This window comes from Bradyrhizobium cedriense (assembly GCF_054602315.1).
Genome location: NZ_JBTSWB010000010.1, coordinates 69,609 through 92,332, shown reverse-complemented (window position 1 = coordinate 92,332; position 22,724 = coordinate 69,609). Strand labels below are relative to the sequence as shown.

Below are 22,724 nucleotides of genomic sequence, written 5' to 3'. Positions count from 1 at the left end.
GTTCCCGCGAGGCGTGAGGCAGCGACGTCACAGTCAAGCGAGCTGCTGTTCACGATGCCGCGATGGAACCGGCGCGCCGTCCGCGCGTTGTCAGGTAATTGATGGGCGCGCGGATCGCGGATTCCTCGCGGGAGAAGTATTGTGCGCGTCCTTCCAAGTGAACGTCTGATTTCCGGCCACAACGACGGCGAGCCGCTTCCCGAAAGCCATGTCGAGCTGCCGCCGGTCATCCGCCGCACCGACTTTGTCGCCTTCGCGCTGGCCGGGCTCTTGCTGATTGCCGTCGTCGCCGTGCTCTATTTCGGGAGGGCATTCTTCCTGCCGGTGGTGATGGCGTTCGTGACCGGCACGATGCTGTCTCCGGCGGCGAGCTTCCTCGAGCGGAGCAAGGTCCCCCGCAGCCTTGGCGCCGTCCTTATCGTGGTCGCTGTGACCGCGGTAGTCGCCTTCGTCGTGGCGCTGATTGCCTCTCCCGTGATGGAATGGAGCACGCGGCTGCCGGAGCTCGGCGCGCAACTGAAGGACAAGTTGCACGTGTTCGACCGGCCGCTTGCGTTGTGGCGGGAGATGCAAGCCATGCTCGGCGGCTCGGAAGCATTGCCGAGCATCCACATGCCCAAGATCGAGTGGGTGCAGCCGACGCTGGAATTCCTGTCACCGACCTTTACCGAATTCCTGCTGTTCTTCGTCACCCTGATCCTGTTCATCGCAAGCTGGCGCGACCTGCGGCGGGCGATGATCATGACTTTCAGCGATCATGACGCGCGGCTGCGCACGCTTCGCATTCTCAACGAGATCGAAGAGCATCTCGGCAGCTATCTCCTGACCGTCACCCTCATCAACGTCGCCGTCGGTGTCGCCACCGGCCTCATCTGCGCGCTTACCGGAATGCCCAATCCGGCCGGGCTCGGCGCGCTGGCAGCAACGCTCAATTTCATCCCGATCATCGGGCCGGTTGCGATGTTCGTGGTGCTGGTCGTGGTGGGGCTGGTCGCCTTCCCGACCATCGGCGGCGGGCTCATGGCCGCCCTCGCCTTTGGTGGCCTCACCTTTCTGGAGGGGCACTTCATCACGCCGACCATCATCGGGCGGCGACTGGCCTTGAACGCGCTGGCCGTGCTGCTGGCACTCGCGTTCTGGACCTGGCTTTGGGGGCCGATGGGCGCGTTCCTGTCGTCGCCGCTCCTGATCGTCGCGCTGATCCTGAAGGAGCACCTGTTGCCGGTGAATTCGCCGCAGCTCCCGCAAGCCTGACCGGTTTCAGCGAACGGAACTTACGCGGCGACCAAACGTTCTCCGCCCATCTCAGCCGTCAAACACTTTGGAGCTCCCGATGTCCACGACCAATGTCGAAGCCGGGATGAGAGACTGGACCGACAAAGCCACCAGAGAACGCCTCGAGAAGGATGTAGCAGCCGTGAAAAGCGATATCGCCGCCCTCACCGACCAGATCACCGACGCGCTCAACACCTTTGCCAACTCCACCAGCAAGCAGGCTCGCAGCGGCTATCGCCAGGCGCGCGAGAACATGGATTCCGCGATGGATGACATGTCGGAGCGCGGCAGCGCGATGATGGAGGCTGCGCAGGACGCCTATGGCTCGATCGAGGAGACGCTGGAAGACGCGATCACGCAGCGGCCGCTCGCGACCGTCGGGCTCGCGCTCGGCATCGGCTTCCTGATCGGCGCCGCCTGGCGCCGATAGGCTTGCGGAACGGATATTGAGACGGCGGCGCTGCGGCGCCGCCGCTGCCGGCTCGTGACGATTCGGCGTATGGGGATTTGAGGAGCAAGGCCATGTTTCAGCGCATCATCGACGGGATCAGCGCATCCACCGGCACGACCGTGCGGCTGACCTCGCTGGCTGCGGCTGCCGCATTCGCGCTGTTCGTGACGACGTGCTTCCTCTGTGCCGCAGCCTTCATCTCGGTGCTGGAACAATATGGCCCGGTGCAAGCCTGTCTTGCCGGCGCAGGCATCTTTTTCCTGCTGACGCTCACGGCCGCAGGCTCCTACTGGGGCTACAAGCGCGAGGTGCAGAAACGGGCCCATATCGCCGCCGAGCGGGCCGCGAGATCGACGGCGCAGAGCATGCTCGCCGACCCCATGCTGCTAGCCACGGGGCTCCAGATCGTTCGCGCCATCGGCATCAAGCGGCTGTTGCCGATCCTGGCGATCGGCGGCGTCGCGCTCGGAATCATGGCAAGCCGCGCCGGCATGTCCGACGAAGCGTCGGCTGAACCTGCCGAGTAGCGTGGCGCTCAGGCCGCCTGCGTCTGTGCCCGGCTGCGAACGATGCAGATCGCGGCCACCGCGAGCGGAATGGTCAGCGCGATCCACGACAACGGCAGCCATATCCCGGTCTGGCCGATCAAGGCGGCCAGCAGGCCGAACACGTTCAGAGCCGCAAGCAAGGCCGGCCAGCGCCAGATCAGACGAAGCGAACGAGTGCCGGTCATTCAGCCGCTCCCGGTAACTGCAGGGCTACGGTGGAATGCTGCTGCGTTCTCGCGGCCCGCGACCGTGACAGCCAGAGATATAGCCCGCTGGCGAGCACGACGATCGTGACGAGGTCGAGCAACACCCAGATGATCTTCAGCGGCATCCCGCCGTAATCGCCGAAATGCAGCGGGCGCGACAGCTCCAGGGCGCGCAGGTACCAGGGCATGGCGACCGCGGACACCAGCGCGCCGCTCCTGGCGTCGACCAGTACCGGACTGAACAGGCGCGAGGTCAGCGGCTGCTTGCCCTTGGTCCAGACGATGTAGTGAAAGGGCGAGCCGAACGGCGAACCCGGATAGACCACGGTTGTGGCGATCATCTCGGGGAATGCCGCCTGCACCTTGTCATAGGCGGCCTGCGGCGAGGACAGTTCAGAGGTCTGCGACACCTGCTTGCCCTGCAGCGGCGCCAGCATCGCGCGCACGTCGGTCTGCTGCCACAACGCGAAGAGCGGCGTCGAGAGTTCGTTGATCACCCCGGTCGCGCCGACCACGAGCGCGCCCAGCCTAATGTGACGACGCCGAGCAGATTGTGCAGATCGAGCCATTTCAGGCGCCGCGACCGGGCCAGACGCACCGTGCCGAAATCCAGCTTGCGCATGAACGGCCCGTAGATCGCGATGCCGGAGACAATCGCCGCGATGAACAGCAGAGCCATCCCGCCGAGGAACAGCTCACCCGGCAGACCCGCGAACAGGTCGCGATGCAGCGTCAACATCAATTGCAGGAAGGTGAGCCCGTCCGCACCGAACGGCTTTGTCTGCTTCAGCACGTCGCCGGTGTGGGCATCGAACCGGATCGAGTACAGCGATTTGCGGTTGGCGTTGAACGCCTCCCACGAACTCGCCATGTAGACCATGATCTTGGGCTCGTCGTCGTCGACGAACACCGAGATGATGGTCTCGACGGGATAAAGCTTCCGGCTGGCGTCGACGACACGGTCGAGACTGACATTGGGCGTGCCCTCCGGCACCTGTGCATAGGGCAAGGCGTCGTCGACCAGGCTGTTGATCTCCTCCCGCAGCACCAGCGGCAGACCGGTGATGCAGATCAGGAGCAGGAACAGCGTGCATATCAGGCTCGACCATTTGTGCACGAAAAGCCAGCGCCACAGAACGGGCTTTCGTTCGTAGACACGCTCCCTGGAGATCTCCTGACCGCTCATCGCAAGCCCCTACCAGCGGTAGCGTAGCGTCGCGATGACGTTGCGGCGCAGGCCGTAATAGCAGCCGACGTCCTGGCAATAGGCCACGTAGGTCTTGTCGAACAGATTGGTCGCGTTGACCTGCGCCGAATAGCCCTTGAACAGCGGTCCGAGCGCCGAGAAGTCGTAGTGGATCGCCGCATCGAACAGCGTCACGTCGGGGACATAGAACGTGTTGGCGGTATTGCCCGGAAGCTCGCCGATGTAGCGGACGCCGCCGGACAGGCCGAAACCGTCGAGCGCTCCACCGCGGAAGGTGTAATCCGCCCAGACCGAGGCGGAATTCATGGGAAAGCCAACCGGATGCTTGCCGAGTTGGGTCGCGGTATTGGTCCTGGTCACGACGTTGTCGAGATAGGTATAGGATGCCAGAACCGTCAGTTCGCGATTGATCTCGGTCTTGGCCTCGAACTCGACGCCGCGCGACCGGATCTCGCCGGTCTGGACGCGCTGGCCAACGCCATGGGACGGATCGGTATCCGGCGTCAGCACGTTCTGCTGGATCAGGTTGTACGCCGCGATCGTATAGAGGGATTTGGCATTGGGCTGGTACTTGATGCCAACCTCCTCCTGCTGACCGGTCGTTGGCACGAACGGGCTGCCGGAGAAAGTCGTGCCGGCGGTCGGCTGGAACGACTCGGTGTACTGGATGTAGGGCGCGATTCCGTTGTCGAACTTGTAGAGCAGCGCACCACGCTTGGTCACCGCGGTATCCGACTTCGGCGCGATGGTGGTGATGTTCGATGCGAGTGACGTGCTTTCGGTGCGGGACTGGGCGAGATCATGACGAATGCCCAGCAGCGCCACCCAGCGGTCGAACCTGATCTGGTCCTGGATATATTCGCCGACCTGGTCGATCCGCTGGCGGTTTCGGGTCGTGAACGGCACGGGCCCGAACGAAGTACCGTAAACCGGATTGAAGGCATTGATCGGCGGCACGGAACCAAGCAGGCCATTGAGGGTCTTATCGACGCCGTTGCGATAGTCGATGCCGGCGAGCACGGTATGCTCGAACGGACCCGCATAGAACTTCGCCTCGACCTGGTTGTCGACGGCAATGGAGCGGATGCTCTCCTGCGTGGTGTAGGCGCCGCGGGTCATGTTGGTGGGATCGGTGCCGGGGTTGGGCGACGCCACCGCGAAGTCGGTACTGAGGTCGGTATAGCGCAGATTCTGCCGCACCTTCACATTGTTGTTGAAACTGTGCTCGAACAGATAGCCGACCGAGCCATGGGTACGGTCGGTCTTGTCGAAGCCCGGTTCGCCCGAATAGAAGCTGGTCGGAATGAAGCTGCCCTTGTAGGGCGTGACGGTGCCGATTCCGGCCGGCAGCAACTGATTGTAGAAGCCAGCCTTGGGATCGCGCTGATAGGTGCCGAGCACCGTAAGCGTGGTATTGTTGTCCGGCCGCCAGGTCAGTGACGGCGCGATGGAGATACGCCGGTAATCGCCATGATCGACCTGGCTGCCGACGTCGAATCCGGACGCCGTGAAGCGGTAGAGAAACTCCTTGTCCTTGTCGATCGGCCCGGACAGGTCGACGCCCGCTTGGGCGCGGCCATAGCTGCCGGTCGAGACGAACATCTCGTGATAAGGCTCGAGCGTTGGGCGCTTCGAGACCATGTCGACGAGACCTCCCGGCGACGACTGGCCGTACAGGATGGAAGCTGGGCCGTGCAGGACTTCGACCCGCTCGAGATTGAACGGCTCGACGAGCGAGTAGGCGAAGATGCCAAAGTTGAGAAGCCGCAGCGAATCCAGATACTGGTCGGCGAGAAAGCCGCGGATGTAGACGGCATCGGTGCGAGCGTCGGCGCCGGCGAACTCGCTGCGCGTACCCGGCGTATAGCGCACCGCCTGTGCGATGCTCTGTACGCCCTGGGCCTGGATCTGATCCTGAGTAATGACCGAGATCGCTGCAGGCGTCTCGATCAGCGGTGTGTCGGTCTTGGTGCCGGTCGCGCTCCGCGTCGCGACCACGCCGTCGACGTGACCGAATGCTGACTCCCTGTGCCCGCCACCCGCACCAGCCGCGACCGCCGTCGCCGCCGCGGCGTTGGCGGGCCCATTCGCACGTGAGATCGCTCGCGCGCGGACCGCGCTGCGGCTGCGCGAGGACGATGCGCCGGCACGCTTCGGCGACGCACCGCCCTGAACGATGACCGGGCTGAGCTCGGTCGCCGACCCCGCGGACGCCCCCGAAGGCAATGATTGTGCTGCCGCCCCTCCAGTCGCAACGATCAAAACAAACGAGCTGGCAGCCCCCATCAGCCGCCAGCACCCCACTTCCAAGACGCCCACTGAACTTCCCCAATTCCGACGGCTATGCCTGACTGCAGCCGCAAGAAGGAGGTACCGCAGCGCGTAATCGGCGGGTGCTGGAAGGTCTCCAGATTGTATGTTTTCAATTTCCAGACTCGAGAAGCGCTGCAACCTTGAACAGAATCATGCAGAACCGCCCCCGCAGGCGCGCAAGCGCGCGCAGATCATCGGGGATCTGAGCACGCCGGCTGTAAGCCCCGCGCTGCTGCGGGTCGCCCTCTTCAAGAGGCCGTTATGACCGGAGGACAGATCGTCCTTCTCTCCGAAGAACCGCGTAAACGGAGGCGCGCCGGCGCTCCTGCGCGATTTTTGCGCAACGGGACATCCGGTCCCACTCACGCAAACGCTACTCGGATGGGCAGGCGGTTGCCGCTAGAAGCATCATCCTGATTCCCAAAGCTATTTTACTCAATGAAACCGTCCGTCAAGGCGAACCTCGCCGCATTCCAGCACGACGCCAGGCTCTATCTGACGCTTGGAATCGCCAATTGGTCGGTGTTCGTCGACCACATTCCGAACAACGTCGTCAATCTGCTGACGCTGCGCAACTTCGGCTTCAGCGGAGCGGCCGATCTCTTCGTTTTCGTAGTGGGCTACGGAGTTGCCATTATCCATGGCAGGATGGCGCTGGAGCGCGGCTACGTGGTCGCGGCGACGCGAATCTTTCACCGCGTCTGGCGGCTTTACGCCGCCTATGTCGTGCTGTTCGTGATCTATATCGACGCCATCGCCTATGTCGCCTCGCAATCCATGGCGCCGGAGATCATCCACGAATACAACATCTCGGGCATTCTCGAACACCCGCTGCGCATCCTGATCCGCGGTCTCGTGCTCCAGGAAGAGCCGCTGAACCTCGACCTGCTGCAGCTGATGATCCCGCTGATGGCCTTCTTTCCTCTCGCGCTTTGGGGTCTGCTGCGACGACCGAACGTGACGCTGGCGGCATCGGTCGCGCTATACCTTGCCGCACGCTGGTTCGACTGGAATTTTCGGGTCTATCCGGATCAGGAGTGGACCTTCAATCCGCTTTGCTGGCAGATGCTGATGGTGCTGGGCGGCTGGTTCGCCGTGGCAGGAGCGCCATTGCGGGTGCTGCGCGATCTGCCCTGGCTGCGAATACTCGCAGGCAGCTATCTGGTCTTCGCCATGGCCATCACCCTGCTGCGCCGTTCGCCGGAATTGTCCGCCTATCTGCCGGATCTCCTCCTCGACAGCATCGCGCCGGCCGACAAGGAGAACCTTGCGCCTTATCGCGTGGTTCACTTCCTCGCGCTCGCCTTCCTCGCCACCCATCTGATCCCGGCCGATCACCCCGGCCTGCGATTGAAGCCGCTTCAGGCAGTCATCCGATGCGGCGAGGAATGGCTCGCCGTGTTCTGCGTCGGCGTGTTCCTGTCCTTTGCCGGCCATCTCATCCTGATCACCGGCCCCAATCTGGTGATGATGCAGATCGTGGTGAGCATCGTCGGCTTCGCCGCCATGACCGCGGTGGCCCATTACGTCGCCTGGTCGAGGCGGCAGGACCTGCCTGCCGCCCTGCGGCAGCAGGCCTAACCGCAGAATCGTGCGATTCTGCTAGGCCGAAAGCTGTGGCTGCGCTATGCCGGGAATCTCGTGAGGAGACCGGGCGTGGCGATGGCGAAAGGCGGGGGTGACGAGGCTGACAGCGCGCCCCGGCGCGGCCGGCCAAGGTCAATCGAGACCAGCAACGCCATTCTCGAAAGCGCCTATGCGCTGATGGCTTCCACCGGCCTTGCGGCCACCACCATCGACGCAGTCGCGCGCCACTCCAGCGTCTCCAAGATGACGATCTACAAATGGTGGCCGTCCCGCGAGGCGCTGTTGATCGACGCGTTTCTCCACCACGCCGCACAGATGCTGCCGCTACCGCCGGAAAGCTCCGGCAGTCCCGCCACACGCGCACGCCGCCACGCGGCGGCCTATGCCGAGGCACTCCAGGGCGAGTTCGGCAAGGTCCAGCTCGCCGTGATCTCCGAATGCATCTCCAAGGCCGGCTCGGCGGAGTTGTTCTACACGCGTTATCTGCAATTCCGCCGCGCCGCGCTCGTCGAGATGATCGCCGCGGGCCAGAAGGACGGCAGCATTCTGGCCGAGGGGCTTGCTGAGGATCTCTACGACGCGATCTATGGCAGCCTCTTCTATCGCTACGTCTTCGGCATCACGCCGGTCACGCCGGCCTACGCGCGTAACCTCGTCGATCTCGTGTTGCGGCCCAAGGGTTAAAACAGGATCCGGAAAAGTGCGAAGCGGTTTTCCGAAACGATCATGAGACAACCCCCTACCGCACGGGCCTGACCGGCGCCGAGATCTTGTCCGTGCGGTCGCGTTCGGTCATGTCGACCACCGTCTCCATCGGTGCAGTCAATTCATAGACGTAGGAGACGTCGGTGAAGAAGCGCTTGGCGGTGCCGCCTAACGCCTCGGGCGCGACACGGTCGAGCAGGATCAGGCCGAAATCGGAATCGGGCCGGCGTGTCGATTCGCTGGTGTTGAACTCTTCCCAGCGGAAATGGAAGACCTCGTCGCCCTCCTCCCCCGTCACCGTCCAGCTGGCGGTGATATGCGGATGCTTCCCAACCAGTGACAGGCCTTCGTCGGAATGCGAGGCAAGCTCGAAGAACAGCAGCGATAGGCTCTGTGCCGCGCGTGCGCTGACCGCAATATCAGGACCGGTCACCGCGATGCGGTCGGCATGCGGGATCGCGCGCGCCTCGAACAGGCCCTTCAGCTTGACGCCCTGCCACTGGCTCTCGCTGAGCAGCGAGACCACGTTGGACATGGCATGGATGCGCCCGATCAGCAACTCGCGTGCGACGTCGATGTCCGAGCCGTGGCGCAAGGTGCGCGTCACGATCGACTGGATCACCGCCAGGATGTTCTTGACGCGGTGGTTGAGCTCGTCGATGACCGCGGTCAGCCGGCGCTCGAAGCCGATTCTGACCTGGATCTCCCGACTGAGCCGCAGATTGTTGTAAGCGACATAGCCGAACAGGCCGCACACCATGGCCGTGATCGCAAAGCCGATCGCCGCAACGATGATCGCGGTCTGCTCGGCGCGGCGCAACGAGTTGGTCTTGGCGTAATAGCCGAGCTGCCAATCACGGCCGCCGAAGCTGACCGTGCGTATCGCGGACGGGGCCGCTCCTTCCGCCGCCATGCGCGTCGAGACCACGCCCTGGTCGTTGGCGATCAGTTCGCCGCCTTCCTTGCGCGGATCCCTGAGCGCGACCGCGAACAACGACATGTCGTCATTGGTCAACATCAGGGAGGCGAGCTCATAGGAGAATGTGACGAACCCGGCCGGCTCCGTTGCTCCCTCGGGAATGACGGGTGCAGCCACGATGATGCCGATCGCCCCGTTCCCGCGGATCAACGGCACCGGGTCCGAGGCGACCGACCTCTTCTCGGCGCGCGCACGCCTCAGCATCGCACTGCGAACCGGGTCCTGATCGTAGCTGCGGCCGGGCAGCGCCTTGGTATCGTTGCTGCGTGGCTCGAGATCGATCAGCACGTCGATCGGCTGAGTGACGTCGGCCGGATTGATCGGCTTGTCGTCGTAGGAGCGAATCTGCGGATTTGGAAAGCCGCCGCCGGCGATGGCAGCCTGCGCCGCCGCCAGTTCGTTCGGCTGAAGCCGGGCTATCCAGCCGGCGACCACGAAATCGGTCTTGAAGGCGTAGATCGCCGAGCGCAGCGGCTCCAGCATGTTCGGCTTGATCACGGATGGCGCGCGGAACAGGCCCGAGGCGACACGCGCAAGCAGCTCCCGCTCGGTGAGGCGGTCCTGAACCAGGCTCGCATGAACGTCGATCGCACGCGCGAGCGCGATCCGGTCCAGCGCCAGCTCCTGGTCGTGGACGCGATAGGCTGCAAGCCCGGAGAGCAAGGCCCCGAGCAGAGCAATGAAGCCGATGATGAAGCCCAGCCTGACCACGCGACTACTCAGGCGAATGCAGGAGGTCGGCAATAAACACGGAGCATATGAACGCCGCCCGAACGACCATGTGCCGAAACAGGGCAAACCCTGGTGGCGGAGATAATGAAGGAGGAGGCATCAGTACGCAACTTGGGTCGCCCGAAAAGCTTAATCCGCCTGGCCGATGGTCTGGCCGGGATGAATTCGCCCCGGGCGCAGGAGGTAGTCAATCGCCGTGTCCGAATTTTGTTCCGGGGTCACGGCGCTGCCCGGGCGTTAACGACGAAAACACCTGCGCCAAGTGGTCGCGTCCCGTCAGCCCGGCCGTTTCAGGCCGCCCTTGGCCTCGATGAAGCCGACAATCCGGTCCAGCCCCTCGCTTTTCTTCAGGTTGGTCATGACGAACGGACGTTCGCCGCGCATGCGCCTGGCGTCCGTCTCCATCTTCTCCAGGGAGGCGCCGACATGGGGCGCAAGGTCGGTCTTGTTGATGACCAGCAGGTCGGACCGGGTGATGCCAGGGCCGCCCTTGGACGGAATCTTGTCGCCGGCGGCGACATCGATGACGTAGATGGTGAGGTCGGCCAGCTCCGGGGAAAAAGTGGCAGCGAGATTGTCACCGCCGGACTCGATCAGCACGAGATCAAGTCCGGGAAACTTGGCGCGCATATCCGCGACCGCGGCCAGGTTCATCGAGGCATCCTCGCGGATCGCGGTGTGCGGGCAGCCGCCGGTCTCGACGCCGGCGATGCGATCCGGCGTCAGCGATCCCGAACGCACCAGGAACTCCGCATCCCATTTGGTGTAGATGTCGTTGGTGATCGCCGCAATGTCATAGCGCTCGCGCATGGTCTTGCAGAGCAGGTCCATCAGGGCGGTCTTGCCAGATCCGACCGGACCGCCGACGCCGACACGCAAGGGGCCGTGAGATTTCGACATACGATCGCTCTCTCTCGATGGGTTGAAGGCCGCACGGATCATGACCGGAACAGCCGCGTGTATTGCGTCTCGTGTCGCAGGCTGGCGAGATCGGCGCGAAACGTCGCACCGCCGAGATCGTCCAATGCCGCATTCAGCGCACGGTTGGCGGTCGCTGCGACGGCGCCTTCCAGCCTCACCAGCACGCGCTGGCTGTCGGTCTGCCCGAGCGGGATGAGCCGGCTGGCCGCGGAAATCCAGTTCGAGACCAGCGCATGCAGGAAGGCATGCAGCGTGGGCGCCAGTGGCACGCCGTGCATGGCCGCGACCACGCCGACCGCGACGGGATAGACCAATGGCGCGCTGCATTCCGCGATCGTGCCATCCAGCCCATCGGCGTCCCACGCGGCGCGGGCGATGTCGATGAAGGCGCGGCCCTGCGAGGTCGTCTCCAGCTGTCGCTCGCGCGAGGGCACGAAGGCGGCGGCGAGTTCGGCGATGTCGTTCAAAGCGGCGGTCTCGCCCGCTTCCGCGGCGCGATAGGAATGGACCAGAAACGTCGCGTCACAGAAACCGGAGCCGTCGACGAGCATCGCATCGAGCCAATCCGCCAGCGAGGTCGTGTCGGTGACGTCGCCCGCCTCGACCGCCCATTCGAGGCCGCTGGAATAGGAAAAGCCGCCGACCGGGAACGCGGGCGATAGCCAGGTCATCAACCGGTACAGCGCCGCCGCCTCGCGCTCGGCGAGGTCAGCAGCGCCAACCGGCTCATTTGTGGTCATGAGCATGCTTGTGGCCGTGGTGATGGTCGGGGTGGTCGCAATGCTCGTCGTGATGATGGTGATGATCGTGCGCATGGTCATGCGCGGCATGGCCGTGATGATCATGGTCATCGTGGTGGTCATGATCGTGGTGATGGTGGCCGTGGTCGTGATGCGCATGGTCGTCGTGTCCATGCGCGTGGGCCGCATCGGCATAAGCCCCGCCTTCGGGATCGAACGGCGCCTCGATCTCGATCACGCGCGCTCCGAGGCCCTTCACCATCGCCTCGATCACGTGATCACGACGGATGCGCAGGGCCTTGGCCATGATCTGCGTCGGCAGATGCCGATTGCCGAGGTGCCAGCCAACGCGAACGAGATGGTGCGGATCGCGCCCGCGGATCTCCAGCAGCGGCTCGGGCGCCGCGACCACCTCGACCAGCCGGCCGTCCTCCAGCACGAGGGCGTCGCCGCCGCGCAGCGCGACGGCCTGCTCCAGGTCGAGCAGGAATTCGAGGCCCCGCGTGCCCGTCATCGCCATGCGGCGCCGGTGCCGATCGTCGAAATCGAGCACGACCGTATCCGCTGGCGCTTCGGTGAAGCGGTACTGTCCCTTGACCTGCGTCGCCCGGATCATCCGTTTACCCCGCTACCGCTTTTCGACCTTCTCGGGCGTGATCACCTCGATCTTCGGCGGCGCCGTAAAGCATTTCACCGCGACGCGGCCGAACGTCTTCATGTGCTCCATGCCACGATGCGGCACCAGAGCCTCGGCATTCTCCCACTGCTCGACGAACACCATCTTGCTGGGATCTGTGACGCTCTCGTGCAGATCATAGGCGATATTGCCGGGCTCCTTCCGGGTCTCCTTGATGCAGGCGGTGGCCGCTGCAATGAATTCGGCGCGCGTTTCGGGCTTGATGGTCAAGGTGGCAACGACGTAGATCACGAGAAATCCTCCCGGCTTTTCTTCTGGCTTCAGATACCGGGCCGGACATTAGACCAGGCGGGATCGAACGCAAAACCGAAAAGCCACCCGAACATGCTCCTGAGGCATGCAAACGCGCTATTTCAGTACATGAAATATCGCTGCGCCATCGGCAGCACCTCGGCAGGCGCGCAAGTGAGCAGTTCGCCGTCGGCGCGGACCTCGTAGGTCTCCGGATCGACCTCGATATTGGGCGTGGCGTCGTTGTGGATCATGCTCTTCTTGGAGATCCTGCCGCGGGTGTTCTGGACGGCATAGAGCTTCTTGTCGATGCCGAGCTTTCGCGCGAGGCCGCCGGTGACGGCAGCCTTCGAGGCGAAGACGACGGAGGACGCCGTACGTGCCTTGCCGAAGGCGCCGAACATCGGCTGGTAGTGCACCGGCTGCGGCGTCGGGATCGAAGCGTTGGGATCGCCCATGGGCGCTGCGACGATCGAACCGCCCTTGACGATGCAGTCCGGCTTGACGCCGAAGAAGGCCGGCGACCACAGCACGAGATCGGCGAGCTTGCCCTTCTCCACCGAGCCGATCAGCTTCGACACGCCGTGCGCGATCGCCGGATTGATCGTGTACTTGGCGATGTAACGCTTGACCCGAAAATTGTCGTTGTCCTTGCCCTTGTCCTGCGGCAACGACCCGCGCTGCTTCTTCATCTTGTCGGCGGTCTGCCAGGTCCGGATGATGACCTCGCCGAGGCGGCCCATGGCCTGGGAGTCCGAGGACATCATCGAGAGCGCGCCGAGATCGTGCAGGATGTCCTCGGCCGCGATCGTCTCCTTGCGGATGCGGCTCTCGGCGAACGCCAGATCTTCCGCGATCGAGGGGTCGAGATGGTGGCACACCATCAGCATGTCCAGATGCTCGTCGATGGTGTTGCGGGTGAACGGCCGCGTCGGGTTGGTCGAGGACGGCAGCACGTTCTTCAGCCCCGCGACCTTGATGATGTCGGGCGCGTGACCGCCGCCGGCACCCTCGGTGTGGAAGGCATGAATGGTGCGGCCTTTGAATACCTTGATCGTATCCTCGACGAAACCGGATTCGTTCAGCGTATCGGTATGGATCATCACCTGGATGTCGTGATCGTCGGCGACCGACAGGCAGTTGTCGATCGCGGCCGGCGTCGTGCCCCAGTCCTCGTGCAGCTTCAGCGCGCAGGCGCCGGCCTTGATCATCTCGACCAGCGCGGCCGGCCGCGAGGCATTGCCCTTGCCGGAGATGCCGAGATTGACCGGGAAGGCATCGAACGACTGGATCATCCTCGCGATGTGCCATGGTCCCGGCGTGCAAGTGGTGGCAAAGGTGCCATGCGACGGACCGGTGCCACCGCCGAGCATCGAGGTGACGCCGCTCATGAGTGCGTGCTCGATCTGCTGCGGGCAGATGAAATGGATGTGGCTGTCGAAACCGCCGGCCGTGAGGATCTTGCCCTCGCCCGCGATCACATCGGTGCCCGGGCCTATGATGATGGTCACGCCGGGCTGGATGTCGGGATTGCCGGCCTTGCCGATCGCGGCGATCATGCCGTCCTTTATGGCGACGTCGGCTTTCACGATGCCCCAATGGTCGACGATCAGCGCATTGGTGATGACCGTGTCGGCCGCGCCCTGCCTGTTGGTGACCTGCGACTGACCCATGCCGTCGCGGATCACCTTGCCGCCGCCGAATTTCACCTCCTCGCCATAGGTGGTAAAATCCTTCTCGACCTCGATGATGAGGTCGGTGTCGGCCAGCCGCACCTTGTCGCCGGTGGTGGGGCCGAACATGTCGGCGTAGACGGAACGTTTCATTCTGACGGACATCGCAAGCCCCGTTTGCGTTTGAATATTTGGTGGGTCACAGCAGCGCCTTCGCTGCTTTCACGGCATCATCGAATTTCTCGTCGAGCCACGCATTGCCGCCGCGGCAGCCCGCAACGACCTGCGTGGCCCACCCGACGTAGTCGGCGAGATCGTCGCGTTCCTCGGCACTGGGATCGGTTTGAATGCGCGCCCCTGTATTGCTGATCTTGTCCGCGATCTTGATCAGCTTCGCGCCAGCGGATTTGTTCGGGGCGTCCATCACCTGCCGGCGCCGCCGCTCGGCCTTCGGCAAGCTCATGTCGTCGGTGCATTCAACGACGAGGGAAGCAACACGCGCGGAAAATCTCCGTGCCAGCTCCTCGGGCGCGGTGTCGGTGTCCTCGATCGCATCATGCAGCCAGCCGGCCGCAACCAGCTCGGCGTCGGCGCCGTCAGTCGCGGTCGCAAGCAGATTCGCGACCTCGGCGAGATGATTGATGTAAGGCTCGTTACCGCGCCCCTTGCGCGCCATGCCGTTGTGGCGCTGCGCAGCGAGCTCGGCGGCTTCGGAGACAAGGCGGATTGGCGTGAGCATGGGAAATACCTCCATTCCCGCCTCAACCGTGCCGCGCCGCGCTCGTTCCTGTGGAGGTCACAGCTTCCCCATCACGTCGCCGCGGAAACCGTAGATGGTCCTCTTGCCGGCCATCGCGACGAGCTGGACATCGCGGGTCTGGCCGGGCTCGAAGCGGACGGCGGTGCCGGCGGCGATGTCGAGGCGCATGCCGCGGGCCTTCTTGCGGTCGAATTTCAGGGCCGGGTTGGTCTCGAAGAAATGGTAGTGCGAGCCGACCTGGATCGGGCGGTCGCCGGTGTTGGCGACGGTCAGCGTGACCGTCTTGCGGCCGGCATTGAGCTCGATCTCGCCGTCCTGGATGAAGAGTTCGCCGGGAATCATGTGCTACCTCGTCTTGCTCCGCTGCGTCATGGCCGGGCTTGTCCCGGCCATCCACGTGGTGCCGCCTGGTTGAAAGTCGTGGATGCCCGGGACAAGCCCGGGCATGACGATGTTGATAAGGTTTCGCGCTTCAACGGATCGGCTCGTGCACGGTGACGAGCTTGGTGCCGTCCGGAAACGTCGCCTCGACCTGGATGTCATGAATCATCTCGGGAATGCCCGGCATCACCTGGTCGCGGGTCAGTACCTGCGCGCCGGATTGCATCAGCTCGGCGACGGTCCGGCCGTCGCGCGCGCCCTCGAGGATGAAGTCGGAGATGATCGCGACCGCCTCGGGATGGTTGAGCTTGACGCCGCGGTCCAGCCTGCGGCGCGCCACGATCGCCGCCATCGAGATCAAGAGCTTGTCCTTTTCGCGTGGAGACAGGTTCATGCAACATCTCTTCCGTTCGACACGTAAATTCAGCCAATCAATTCAACCACAGTCGCGGCAGCACGGCGCCGGTGCGCGCCAGCACGGCCATCATGTCGGCGCGCAAACGCGCCGCATCTTGGGCACAGAACCGCGCCATTGCAAACCCATTCCACGCGGATATCCCGACCTCGCCCGCGAAGGATTCCGATGCTTCACGAACGCGCTCGACCAATGCCTCGTCGCCGGGCACGATCAGGGCCGTGCCGATTGCCGCGCCGCCCTTGGCGACCGCGGAGCGCGCGAGCTTTGCGCCGATATCGCCGCTGAGCCTGACCGTTTCGGCGAAGACCAGCTTCCCGCCGCGGCGCAGCCGCCAGCGGTCGACGAACTCGCCCTGCTCCATCCGCTCTCCCATTGCAGTGCGGCCAAACACGACGATCTCGCAAAGCAGGAGCGAGGCGTTCTCGTCGAGCGTGATATCGAAGCGACGGTGAACCCGGGCACGATCGAACAGGATCGTCTCCTGAGGCAGCCAGGCCAGATGGGCTCCCGCGGCGACTTTCAAGGCGATACTGAGCTGCGCTGCCGCACCGGGCGCACGATAGACCTTTTCGGCTGCCGCGGTGGTGAGTGTGAGCCCCGAGCCCTGTCCTGCTGCGATTTCGACGTCGAAACGGTCTCCGCCGGCCACCCCGCCGGCTGTGTTGACGAACACGCCGGAGAGACCCTCACCTTCCGGCGAGGGAAAGCGCACGCGCAGCGAGCCGGATTCATGCAAGGCGCCCCGCCGCGTCACCCCATCGCGCGCATGAACGTCGAAGCGCACCGCGCCGCGGGCGCGGTTGGCTTCGAAAATCCCGGATGTGACTGAAACGTCGCTGCGCATCCGCCCCCCAGCCGGTCGCGGCAGAAACTGCCGGATTACAGCGCCATCTGGCGGCTGATTTCGCTTGCGTCGAGATTGGAGCGGTCGCAGGTGTACTTCACCGCGCCGCGATCCATCACGGCGAAACTGTCGCCGAGTTCGCACGCAAAGTCGAGATATTGTTCGACCAGTACGATGGCGATGCTGCCGAGGTTGCGCAGGTAAGAGATGGCGCGGCCGATGTCCTTGATGATGGAAGGCTGGATGCCTTCGGTCGGCTCGTCGAGCAGGAGCAGCTTCGGCCGCATCACCAGCGCACGCCCGATCGCGAGTTGCTGCTGCTGGCCGCCGGAAAGATCGCCGCCGCGGCGGCCGAGCATGGATTGCAGCACCGGAAATAGCGAGAACACGTCGTCCGGAATGTGCCTGACCTCGCGCTTGAGCGGACCGAATCCGGTCTTGAGATTCTCCTCGACCGTCAGCAGCGGGAATATCTCGCGGCCCTGCGGCACGAAGCCGATGCCCTTGCGCGCCCGCTCATACGGCTTGAGGCCGGTGATATCGCTGCCATCGAACACAATGGCGCCCGAGGCGACCGGATACTGGCCGACCATGGCGCGCAAGAGCGAGGTCTTGCCGACCCCGTTGCGCCCCAGCACGCAGGTGACCTTGCCGGGCTCCGCCGAAATCGAGACGCCGCGCAACGCCTGGGCCGCGCCGTAGAACAGGTTGATGTCCTTGACCTCAAGCATGGCTCAGCGTCCCAAATACACTTCGATGACCCGCTCGTTGGACGAGACCTGGTCGATGGTTCCCTCCGCGAGCACGGTACCCTCGTGCAGGCAGGTGACCTTGACGCCGAGCTCGCGCACGAACGTCATGTCGTGCTCGACCACCATCACGGTGTGGGTCTTGTTGATCTCCTTCAGCAGCTCGGCGGTGAGATGCGTCTCGACATCGGTCATCCCCGCGACCGGCTCGTCGACGAGCAGCAACTTCGGATCCTGCGCCAGCAGCATGCCGATTTCGAGCCACTGCTTCTGGCCGTGGCTGAGGCTGCCGGCTAGGCGGTTGCGGGCGTCGGTCAGGCGGATCGTCTCCAGCACCTTGTCGATGCGTTCCGCTTCCGCCTTGTTGCCGCGCCAGAACAACGTGCCGCGGACCGAGTGATCGACGTTGAGCGCGAGCAGAAGGTTGTCCTGCACGGTCTGGCTCTCGAACACGGTCGGCTTCTGGAATTTCCGGCCAATGCCGAGCTCGGCGATGCGCGTCTCGTCGAGCCGCGTCAGGTCGGTGACGCCGTCGAACAGCACCACGCCCTCGTCGGGTTTGGTCTTGCCGGTGATGATGTCCATCATCGTGGTCTTGCCTGCACCGTTCGGGCCGATGATGGCGCGCATCTCGCCGGGCTCAAGCGTCAGCGACAGATTGTTGATGGCGTGGAAGCCGTCGAACGAGACGTGCACGCCGTCGAGATAGAGCATCGCGGAGGTCGCGCGGGTGTCCATGACGTTCATCGCGCTACTCCGCCATCTTGGGTTCGGTGACGCCGTCTTCGGCCGCAGCGCTCGCCGCGGCCGCGGCAGTGCGCTTTTCCTTCGACGAGTCCCACCAGGCGTTGAATGTGCCGACGATGCCCTTGGGCAGCAGCAGCGTCACGAGGATGAACATCGCCCCCAGCATGAACAGCCAGTAGGGCGCGAGCATGCCGGACGTGAAGAAGGTCTTCGCGTAGTTGACGACGACGGCGCCGAGCGCTGCGCCCACCAAGGTGCCGCGGCCACCCACCGCGACCCAAATCACCGCCTCGATCGAATTGCCGGGGGCGAATTCGGAGGGGTTGATGATGCCGACCTGCGGCACGTAGAGTGCACCGGCGACGCCGGCCATGCAGGCCGAGAGAGTGAACACGAACAACTTGTAGGATTCGACCCGGTAACCGAGGAACCGGCTGCGCGATTCCGCGTCGCGGATCGCGATCAGCACCTTGCCGAGCTTGGAAGACACGACCGAGCGGCAGATCAGGAAGGCAAGGATCAACGCCAGGCAGCTCAGCGCGAACAGCGCCGCGCGTGTGCCTTCGGCCTGGACGTTGAATCCCAGAATGTCCTTGAAGTCGGTCAGGCCGTTGTTGCCGCCGAAGCCGAAATCGTTGCGGAAGAAGGCGAGCAGCAGCGCATAGGTCATCGCCTGCGTGATGATCGACAGATACACGCCGGTGACGCGGGAGCGGAACGCGAGCCAGCCGAAGCAGAAAGCGAGCAGGCCGGGCACGACCAGCACCATCAGCGCCGCGAACCAGAACATGTCGAAGCCGTACCAGTACCAGGGCAGCTTTGAATAGTTCAGGAACACCATGAAGTCGGGCAGGATCGGATTGCCGTACACGCCACGGGTGCCGATCTGCCGCATCAGATACATGCCCATGGCGTAACCGCCGAGCGCGAAGAACGCGCCATGGCCGAGCGAGAGAATGCCGCAATAGCCCCAGATCAGGTCGATCGAGAGTGCGAGGATGGCGTAGCAGACATATTTGCCCCACAGCGCGACGAGATAGGTCGGCACCTGCAGGAACGAACCCGCGGGCAGCAGCAGATTGGAGAGCGGAATGAGGATGCCGCAAGCCGCGACGACGGCGAGGAAGATCGTCGCGCTGCGGTCCAGCGACCGCGTCAGCATGTGAGGGGTCATGCTTCCACCGCACGGCCCTTGAGCGCGAACAGGCCGCGCGGCCGTTTTTGAATGAACAGGATGATGAGAACCAGGATCGCGATCTTGCCGAGCACGGCGCCCGCGACCGGCTCCAGGAACTTGTTGGCGATACCGAGCGTGAAGGCGCCAACCAGCGTGCCCCAGAGATTGCCGACACCACCGAACACCACGACCATGAAGCTGTCGATGATGTAGCTCTGGCCCAGATTGGGGCTGACATTGTCGATCTGCGACAGCGCTACGCCGGCGATGCCGGCGATGCCCGAACCGAGGCCGAAGGTCAGTGCATCGACGCGCGAGGTGGCGATGCCCATCGAGGCCGCCATGCGGCGGTTCTGCGTCACCGCACGCATCTCGAGCCCCAACGCCGTGTGGCGCAGCATCGCGAGCAGGATCATGAACACGGCGAGCGTGAAGACGAGGATCCAGAGCCGGTTATAGGTGATTGTGATCTGGCCGAGCTCGAACGCGCCGCTCATCCAGGAGGGGTTGCCGACCTCGCGATTGGTCGGGCCGAACATGGTTCGCACCGCCTGCTGCAGCACCAGCGACAGGCCCCAGGTCGCCAGCAGCGTCTCCAGCGGCCGGCCGTAGAGGAAACGGATGATGCTGCGCTCGATCAAAACGCCGATGGCGCCGGCGACCAGGAAGGCGAGAGGCACGGCGATCAGCAGCGAATAGTCGAACAGGCCCGGATAGCGGGTGCGGATCACCTCCTGCACCACGAAGGTGGTGTAGGCCCCGATCATCACCATCTCGCCATGCGCCATGTTGATGACGCCCATCACGCCGAAAGTAATGGCGAGCCCGATCGCGGCGAGCAGCAGCACCGAGCCGAGCGAGAGGCCGTACCAGGCGTTCTGCACCATGGACCAGACCGCGAGCGAGCTCTGGATCGAGCCGATCGCGCTCGCTGCGGCCTTGGTCACCGAGGCCGGCTGGTCGCCCATGCCGGTAAGCAGGGCCATCGCCTCCTGGTCGCCGCGCGCCTTGAGGGTGGCGACCGCCTCGAGCTTCTCGACCTCGGTGGCGTCCGGCTTGAACAGCAGAATCGCGGCGCGGGCATCGCCGAGCGCAGCCTTGACGGATTTGTTGGTTTCCTTGGCGAGCGCGCCATCGACCGCCTCGAGCGCGGTCTCCTCATGCGACTTGAAGACGGATTGCGCGGCCTGGAGCCGCGTCCCGATATCCGGAGACTGGAGCGTCAAGCTGCCGATGGCGGCGTCGACGCTGCGGCGCAGGCGGTTGTTGAGGCGAACCGCGGCCGCGCTGTCGGGAACGCTGGTGACGGCCTCGCCGGTCGCAGCGTCGATCGACTTGCCGTCGGTGCCGGTGACGTAAACTTTCTTGCTGTCAGGATCAGCCATGAGGCGGCCGTCCTGAAGCGCGCTGATGATGGGGAAAGCCAGCTTGTTGCCGCTGCCCGCGACCACACCTATCGCCTCTTCCGTGTCGGAAAAATCGTCGTTGGCGAATTTGGCGACCGCGTCCTCGAACGGACCGGCAAAGGCCGGCAGCGCGAATGCGATCAGAAACAGCGAGAGTGCAAGCGAACGGAGACGGGCGGACAAATGGGCTGGCACTGTGAATGACCCCGGCAGAAATGAGTGGAGAAGGCGGCGGGATCGCCGCCTTCCCCGATCGTGCATGGAGCGTCAGATCCGGTTCAGGAGCCCGAACCGAGGCACTTGCTGGTCTTGGTGTTGAAATTGCCGCACTTCTTCTCGACCCAGTCGCCGATCAGGTCCTTGGAGCCGTCCAGCTCCTTCGACCAGGCATCGCCCGCAACGAGACCCGGCGTCTTCCAGACCACGTCGAACTGGCCGTTGCCCTTGATCTCGCCGATGAACACCGGCTTGGTGATGTGGTGGTTGGGCAGCATCTTGGAGACGCCACCGGTCAGGTTCGGCGCCTCGATGCCGGGGAGCGCATCGATCACCTTGTCCGGATCGGTCGACTTCACCTTCTCGACCGCCTTCACCCACATGGCGAAACCGATCACATGCGCTTCCATCGGATCGTTGGTCACGCGCTTCGGGTTCTTGGTGTAGGCCTGCCAGTCCTTGATGAACTTCTCGTTCGCGGGGGTCTTGATCGACTGGAAGTAGTTCCAGGCGGCGAGATGGCCGACCAGCGGCTTGGTGTCGATGCCGGCGAGCTCTTCTTCGCCCACCGAGAACGCGACCACCGGAATGTCCTTGGCCTTGATGCCCTGGTTGCCGAGCTCCTTGTAGAAGGGAACGTTGGCGTCGCCGTTGATGGTCGAGACCACTGCGGTCTTCTTGCCGGCCGATCCGAACTTCTTGATGTCGGCGACGATCGTCTGCCAATCGGAGTGACCGAAGGGCGTGTAGTTGATCATGATGTCTTCCTGGGCGACACCCTTCGACTTCAGATAGGCTTCCAGGATCTTGTTGGTGGTGCGCGGATAGACGTAGTCGGTGCCCGCGAGCACCCAGCGCTTCACCTTCTCTTCCTTCATCAGATAATCGACGGCGGGGATCGCCTGCTGGTTCGGCGCAGCACCCGTGTAGAACACGTTGCGCTCGCTCTCCTCGCCCTCGTACTGCACAGGGTAGAACAGAATGTTGTTCAGCTCCTTGAAGACCGGGAGCACTGACTTGCGCGACACCGAGGTCCAGCAGCCGAACACGACAGAGACCTTGTCCTTCGTGATCAGCTCGCGCGCCTTTTCGGCGAACAGTGGCCAGTTCGAAGCGGGATCGACGACGACGGCTTCGAGCTTCTTGCCGAGCACGCCGCCCTTCTTGTTCTGCTCGTCGATGAGGAAGAGGATGGTGTCCTTCAGCGTGGTTTCGCTGATCGCCATGGTGCCCGACAGGGAGTGGAGCACGCCGACTTTGATGGTGTCGTCCGCGGCGTTCGCGCCAGTCAATGAAGCCAGACCCAGCACCAGTCCGGCGGTCGCGGCGAGTACGCCGCGGCGGCTAAATGATGCCGCTATATCGTGAGTGGATTTGCTAAACATGAGTGTCTCATCTCCCTGACGCAGACGTTAAAACGCTGCGAAACGGCCCCACGGCCGCCTGCGATTAACGGAATCGCAAGAACCATGCCATGGGCTGAGCACCCTTCAACCACTTGTTTTCGTTTGAATAATCGCCAGAAATCAAAGTTTCGCCGCAGTCACATCGCCTAAATTCCAGGCAATTCAAATGTATGCGAAAGCGGCAGGCAGTTTATTATCTAAGCAAAATTCCTACTTTGGCTAAATTTCCGGCATCACTATTTTTGCACCGCGGTCACTGTTTCGAGCGAACTTGCCTTGAAAGCGCCCCCTCGATGTTCCATATGACCATCCGAGACCTCTTGCGAATCAAGGGGTCGTAGCGAGCTGCGTGTTC

General features: G+C 63.7%; 24 protein-coding genes. 5 read left to right on the top strand and 19 right to left on the bottom strand.

The features are described 5' to 3' along the window. Positions 1-141 precede the first annotated feature (141 nt). From ACYCVF_RS32635 to ACYCVF_RS32625, 3 genes are all read left to right on the top strand, one after another. Positions 142-1,254 carry an AI-2E family transporter gene (locus ACYCVF_RS32635; RefSeq protein WP_459603746.1) on the top strand — a complete coding sequence of 371 codons (1,113 nt, stop codon included), beginning with the start codon at positions 142-144 and terminating at the stop codon, positions 1,252-1,254. Positions 1,255-1,333: 79 nt separating this feature from the next. Beyond that, complete coding sequence (locus ACYCVF_RS32630; RefSeq protein ID WP_459603745.1) at positions 1,334-1,705, top strand: ElaB/YgaM/YqjD family protein; 372 nt, start codon at positions 1,334-1,336, stop codon at positions 1,703-1,705. Between the two features lie 92 nt (positions 1,706-1,797). Then, a complete protein-coding gene (locus tag ACYCVF_RS32625) occupies positions 1,798-2,253 on the top strand; it encodes a hypothetical protein (protein WP_459603744.1) in 456 nt (151 codons plus the stop codon). Positions 2,254-2,261: 8 nt separating this feature from the next. Here ACYCVF_RS32625 and ACYCVF_RS32620 read toward each other — a convergent pair whose 3' ends face one another. Genes ACYCVF_RS32620 through ACYCVF_RS32605 form a run of 4 tightly spaced genes read right to left on the bottom strand, consistent with a single transcriptional unit; the run spans position 2,262 to position 5,913 of the window. Next, positions 2,262-2,459 (bottom strand): hypothetical protein, encoded by a 198-nt coding sequence (locus tag ACYCVF_RS32620; RefSeq protein WP_459603743.1) that lies wholly within the window; start codon positions 2,457-2,459, stop codon positions 2,262-2,264. Then, positions 2,456-2,995: a PepSY-associated TM helix domain-containing protein gene (locus ACYCVF_RS32615; protein ID WP_459603742.1), complete on the bottom strand. Its 540-nt coding sequence runs from the start codon at positions 2,993-2,995 to the stop codon at positions 2,456-2,458. Before ACYCVF_RS32615 ends, ACYCVF_RS32620 begins: the two co-directional genes overlap by 4 nt. Beyond that, positions 2,974-3,666, bottom strand: a complete 693-nt coding sequence (locus ACYCVF_RS32610) for a PepSY-associated TM helix domain-containing protein (protein WP_459603741.1) — start codon at positions 3,664-3,666, stop codon at positions 2,974-2,976. Before ACYCVF_RS32610 ends, ACYCVF_RS32615 begins: the two co-directional genes overlap by 22 nt. Positions 3,667-3,675: 9 nt before the next feature. Further along, the gene (locus tag ACYCVF_RS32605; protein WP_459603740.1) at positions 3,676-5,913 is read right to left on the bottom strand and encodes a TonB-dependent siderophore receptor; all 2,238 of its coding nucleotides are present in this window, start codon (positions 5,911-5,913) and stop codon (positions 3,676-3,678) included. Positions 5,914-6,438: 525 nt separating this feature from the next. Between ACYCVF_RS32605 and ACYCVF_RS32600 the strand changes: the two genes are divergently transcribed. Both ACYCVF_RS32600 and ACYCVF_RS32595 read left to right on the top strand, forming a co-directional pair. Continuing rightward, complete coding sequence (locus ACYCVF_RS32600; protein WP_459603739.1) at positions 6,439-7,581, top strand: OpgC domain-containing protein; 1,143 nt, start codon at positions 6,439-6,441, stop codon at positions 7,579-7,581. Positions 7,582-7,662: 81 nt separating this feature from the next. Then, on the top strand, positions 7,663-8,271 hold the full coding sequence (locus tag ACYCVF_RS32595; protein WP_459603856.1) for a TetR/AcrR family transcriptional regulator: 609 nt from the start codon (positions 7,663-7,665) through the stop codon (positions 8,269-8,271). Positions 8,272-8,326: 55 nt separating this feature from the next. Here ACYCVF_RS32595 and ACYCVF_RS32590 read toward each other — a convergent pair whose 3' ends face one another. The 15 genes from ACYCVF_RS32590 to urtA all read right to left on the bottom strand — a co-directional run bounded on the left by ACYCVF_RS32590 (position 8,327) and on the right by urtA (position 22,348). After that, positions 8,327-9,982, bottom strand: a complete 1,656-nt coding sequence (locus ACYCVF_RS32590; RefSeq protein WP_459603738.1) for a CHASE domain-containing protein — start codon at positions 9,980-9,982, stop codon at positions 8,327-8,329. 297 nt (positions 9,983-10,279) lie between these two features. Then, positions 10,280-10,903: an urease accessory protein UreG gene (ureG, locus tag ACYCVF_RS32585; RefSeq protein WP_035708617.1), complete on the bottom strand. Its 624-nt coding sequence runs from the start codon at positions 10,901-10,903 to the stop codon at positions 10,280-10,282. 38 nt (positions 10,904-10,941) lie between these two features. Beyond that, positions 10,942-11,670, bottom strand: a complete 729-nt coding sequence (locus ACYCVF_RS32580) for an urease accessory protein UreF (protein ID WP_459603855.1) — start codon at positions 11,668-11,670, stop codon at positions 10,942-10,944. Next, positions 11,651-12,280, bottom strand: a complete 630-nt coding sequence (locus tag ACYCVF_RS32575; RefSeq protein ID WP_459603737.1) for an urease accessory protein UreE — start codon at positions 12,278-12,280, stop codon at positions 11,651-11,653. The genes ACYCVF_RS32580 and ACYCVF_RS32575 overlap by 20 nt, the downstream gene beginning before the upstream one ends. Before the next feature lie 12 nt (positions 12,281-12,292). Continuing rightward, positions 12,293-12,592, bottom strand: a complete 300-nt coding sequence (locus ACYCVF_RS32570; protein WP_459603736.1) for a putative quinol monooxygenase — start codon at positions 12,590-12,592, stop codon at positions 12,293-12,295. A gap of 122 nt (positions 12,593-12,714) precedes the next feature. Beyond that, positions 12,715-14,430, bottom strand: a complete 1,716-nt coding sequence (gene ureC, locus ACYCVF_RS32565; RefSeq protein WP_459603735.1) for an urease subunit alpha — start codon at positions 14,428-14,430, stop codon at positions 12,715-12,717. 34 nt (positions 14,431-14,464) lie between these two features. Then, positions 14,465-15,004, bottom strand: a complete 540-nt coding sequence (locus tag ACYCVF_RS32560; RefSeq protein WP_459603734.1) for an HD domain-containing protein — start codon at positions 15,002-15,004, stop codon at positions 14,465-14,467. Positions 15,005-15,061: 57 nt separating this feature from the next. Continuing rightward, positions 15,062-15,367 (bottom strand): urease subunit beta, encoded by a 306-nt coding sequence (locus tag ACYCVF_RS32555; protein ID WP_194389956.1) that lies wholly within the window; start codon positions 15,365-15,367, stop codon positions 15,062-15,064. A 130-nt stretch (positions 15,368-15,497) separates the two neighbouring features. Further along, a complete protein-coding gene (locus tag ACYCVF_RS32550; protein ID WP_027553946.1) occupies positions 15,498-15,800 on the bottom strand; it encodes an urease subunit gamma in 303 nt (100 codons plus the stop codon). Positions 15,801-15,837: 37 nt separating this feature from the next. Next, positions 15,838-16,668: an urease accessory protein UreD gene (locus ACYCVF_RS32545; RefSeq protein ID WP_459603733.1), complete on the bottom strand. Its 831-nt coding sequence runs from the start codon at positions 16,666-16,668 to the stop codon at positions 15,838-15,840. A gap of 35 nt (positions 16,669-16,703) precedes the next feature. After that, the gene (gene urtE, locus ACYCVF_RS32540; RefSeq protein ID WP_459607028.1) at positions 16,704-17,399 is read right to left on the bottom strand and encodes an urea ABC transporter ATP-binding subunit UrtE; all 696 of its coding nucleotides are present in this window, start codon (positions 17,397-17,399) and stop codon (positions 16,704-16,706) included. A 3-nt stretch (positions 17,400-17,402) separates the two neighbouring features. Then, complete coding sequence (gene urtD / locus ACYCVF_RS32535; protein WP_459603731.1) at positions 17,403-18,164, bottom strand: urea ABC transporter ATP-binding protein UrtD; 762 nt, start codon at positions 18,162-18,164, stop codon at positions 17,403-17,405. Between the two features lie 4 nt (positions 18,165-18,168). Then, positions 18,169-19,338: an urea ABC transporter permease subunit UrtC gene (urtC, locus tag ACYCVF_RS32530; protein ID WP_459603730.1), complete on the bottom strand. Its 1,170-nt coding sequence runs from the start codon at positions 19,336-19,338 to the stop codon at positions 18,169-18,171. Next, positions 19,335-20,942 carry an urea ABC transporter permease subunit UrtB gene (urtB, locus tag ACYCVF_RS32525; RefSeq protein WP_459603729.1) on the bottom strand — a complete coding sequence of 536 codons (1,608 nt, stop codon included), beginning with the start codon at positions 20,940-20,942 and terminating at the stop codon, positions 19,335-19,337. The genes urtC and urtB overlap by 4 nt, the downstream gene beginning before the upstream one ends. 83 nt (positions 20,943-21,025) lie before the next feature. Next, positions 21,026-22,348 (bottom strand): urea ABC transporter substrate-binding protein, encoded by a 1,323-nt coding sequence (urtA, locus tag ACYCVF_RS32520; protein WP_459603728.1) that lies wholly within the window; start codon positions 22,346-22,348, stop codon positions 21,026-21,028. Positions 22,349-22,724: the final 376 nt, after the last annotated feature.

Bases quoted from the DNA above. Each gene is read 5' to 3' on its own strand.
- ACYCVF_RS32580 (WP_459603855.1), bottom strand. From the start codon at position 11,670: ATGCTCATGACCACAAATGAGCCGGTTGGCGCTGCTGACCTCGCCGAG.
- ACYCVF_RS32550 (WP_027553946.1), bottom strand. From the start codon at position 15,800: ATGAACCTGTCTCCACGCGAAAAGGACAAGCTCTTGATCTCGATGGCG.
- urtC (WP_459603730.1), bottom strand. From the start codon at position 19,338: ATGACCCCTCACATGCTGACGCGGTCGCTGGACCGCAGCGCGACGATC.
- urtA (WP_459603728.1), bottom strand. From the start codon at position 22,348: ATGTTTAGCAAATCCACTCACGATATAGCGGCATCATTTAGCCGCCGC.
- urtE (WP_459607028.1), bottom strand. From the start codon at position 17,399: ATGCTTGAGGTCAAGGACATCAACCTGTTCTACGGCGCGGCCCAGGCG.
- ACYCVF_RS32560 (WP_459603734.1), bottom strand. From the start codon at position 15,004: ATGCTCACGCCAATCCGCCTTGTCTCCGAAGCCGCCGAGCTCGCTGCG.
- ACYCVF_RS32620 (WP_459603743.1), bottom strand. From the start codon at position 2,459: ATGACCGGCACTCGTTCGCTTCGTCTGATCTGGCGCTGGCCGGCCTTG.
- ACYCVF_RS32575 (WP_459603737.1), bottom strand. From the start codon at position 12,280: ATGATCCGGGCGACGCAGGTCAAGGGACAGTACCGCTTCACCGAAGCG.
- ACYCVF_RS32625 (WP_459603744.1), top strand. From the start codon at position 1,798: ATGTTTCAGCGCATCATCGACGGGATCAGCGCATCCACCGGCACGACC.
- ACYCVF_RS32595 (WP_459603856.1), top strand. From the start codon at position 7,663: ATGGCGAAAGGCGGGGGTGACGAGGCTGACAGCGCGCCCCGGCGCGGC.
- ACYCVF_RS32545 (WP_459603733.1), bottom strand. From the start codon at position 16,668: ATGCGCAGCGACGTTTCAGTCACATCCGGGATTTTCGAAGCCAACCGC.
- ACYCVF_RS32600 (WP_459603739.1), top strand. From the start codon at position 6,439: ATGAAACCGTCCGTCAAGGCGAACCTCGCCGCATTCCAGCACGACGCC.
- ACYCVF_RS32610 (WP_459603741.1), bottom strand. From the start codon at position 3,666: ATGAGCGGTCAGGAGATCTCCAGGGAGCGTGTCTACGAACGAAAGCCC.
- ACYCVF_RS32630 (WP_459603745.1), top strand. From the start codon at position 1,334: ATGTCCACGACCAATGTCGAAGCCGGGATGAGAGACTGGACCGACAAA.
- ureC (WP_459603735.1), bottom strand. From the start codon at position 14,430: ATGTCCGTCAGAATGAAACGTTCCGTCTACGCCGACATGTTCGGCCCC.
- ureG (WP_035708617.1), bottom strand. From the start codon at position 10,903: ATGTCGAAATCTCACGGCCCCTTGCGTGTCGGCGTCGGCGGTCCGGTC.
- urtD (WP_459603731.1), bottom strand. From the start codon at position 18,164: ATGAACGTCATGGACACCCGCGCGACCTCCGCGATGCTCTATCTCGAC.
- ACYCVF_RS32555 (WP_194389956.1), bottom strand. From the start codon at position 15,367: ATGATTCCCGGCGAACTCTTCATCCAGGACGGCGAGATCGAGCTCAAT.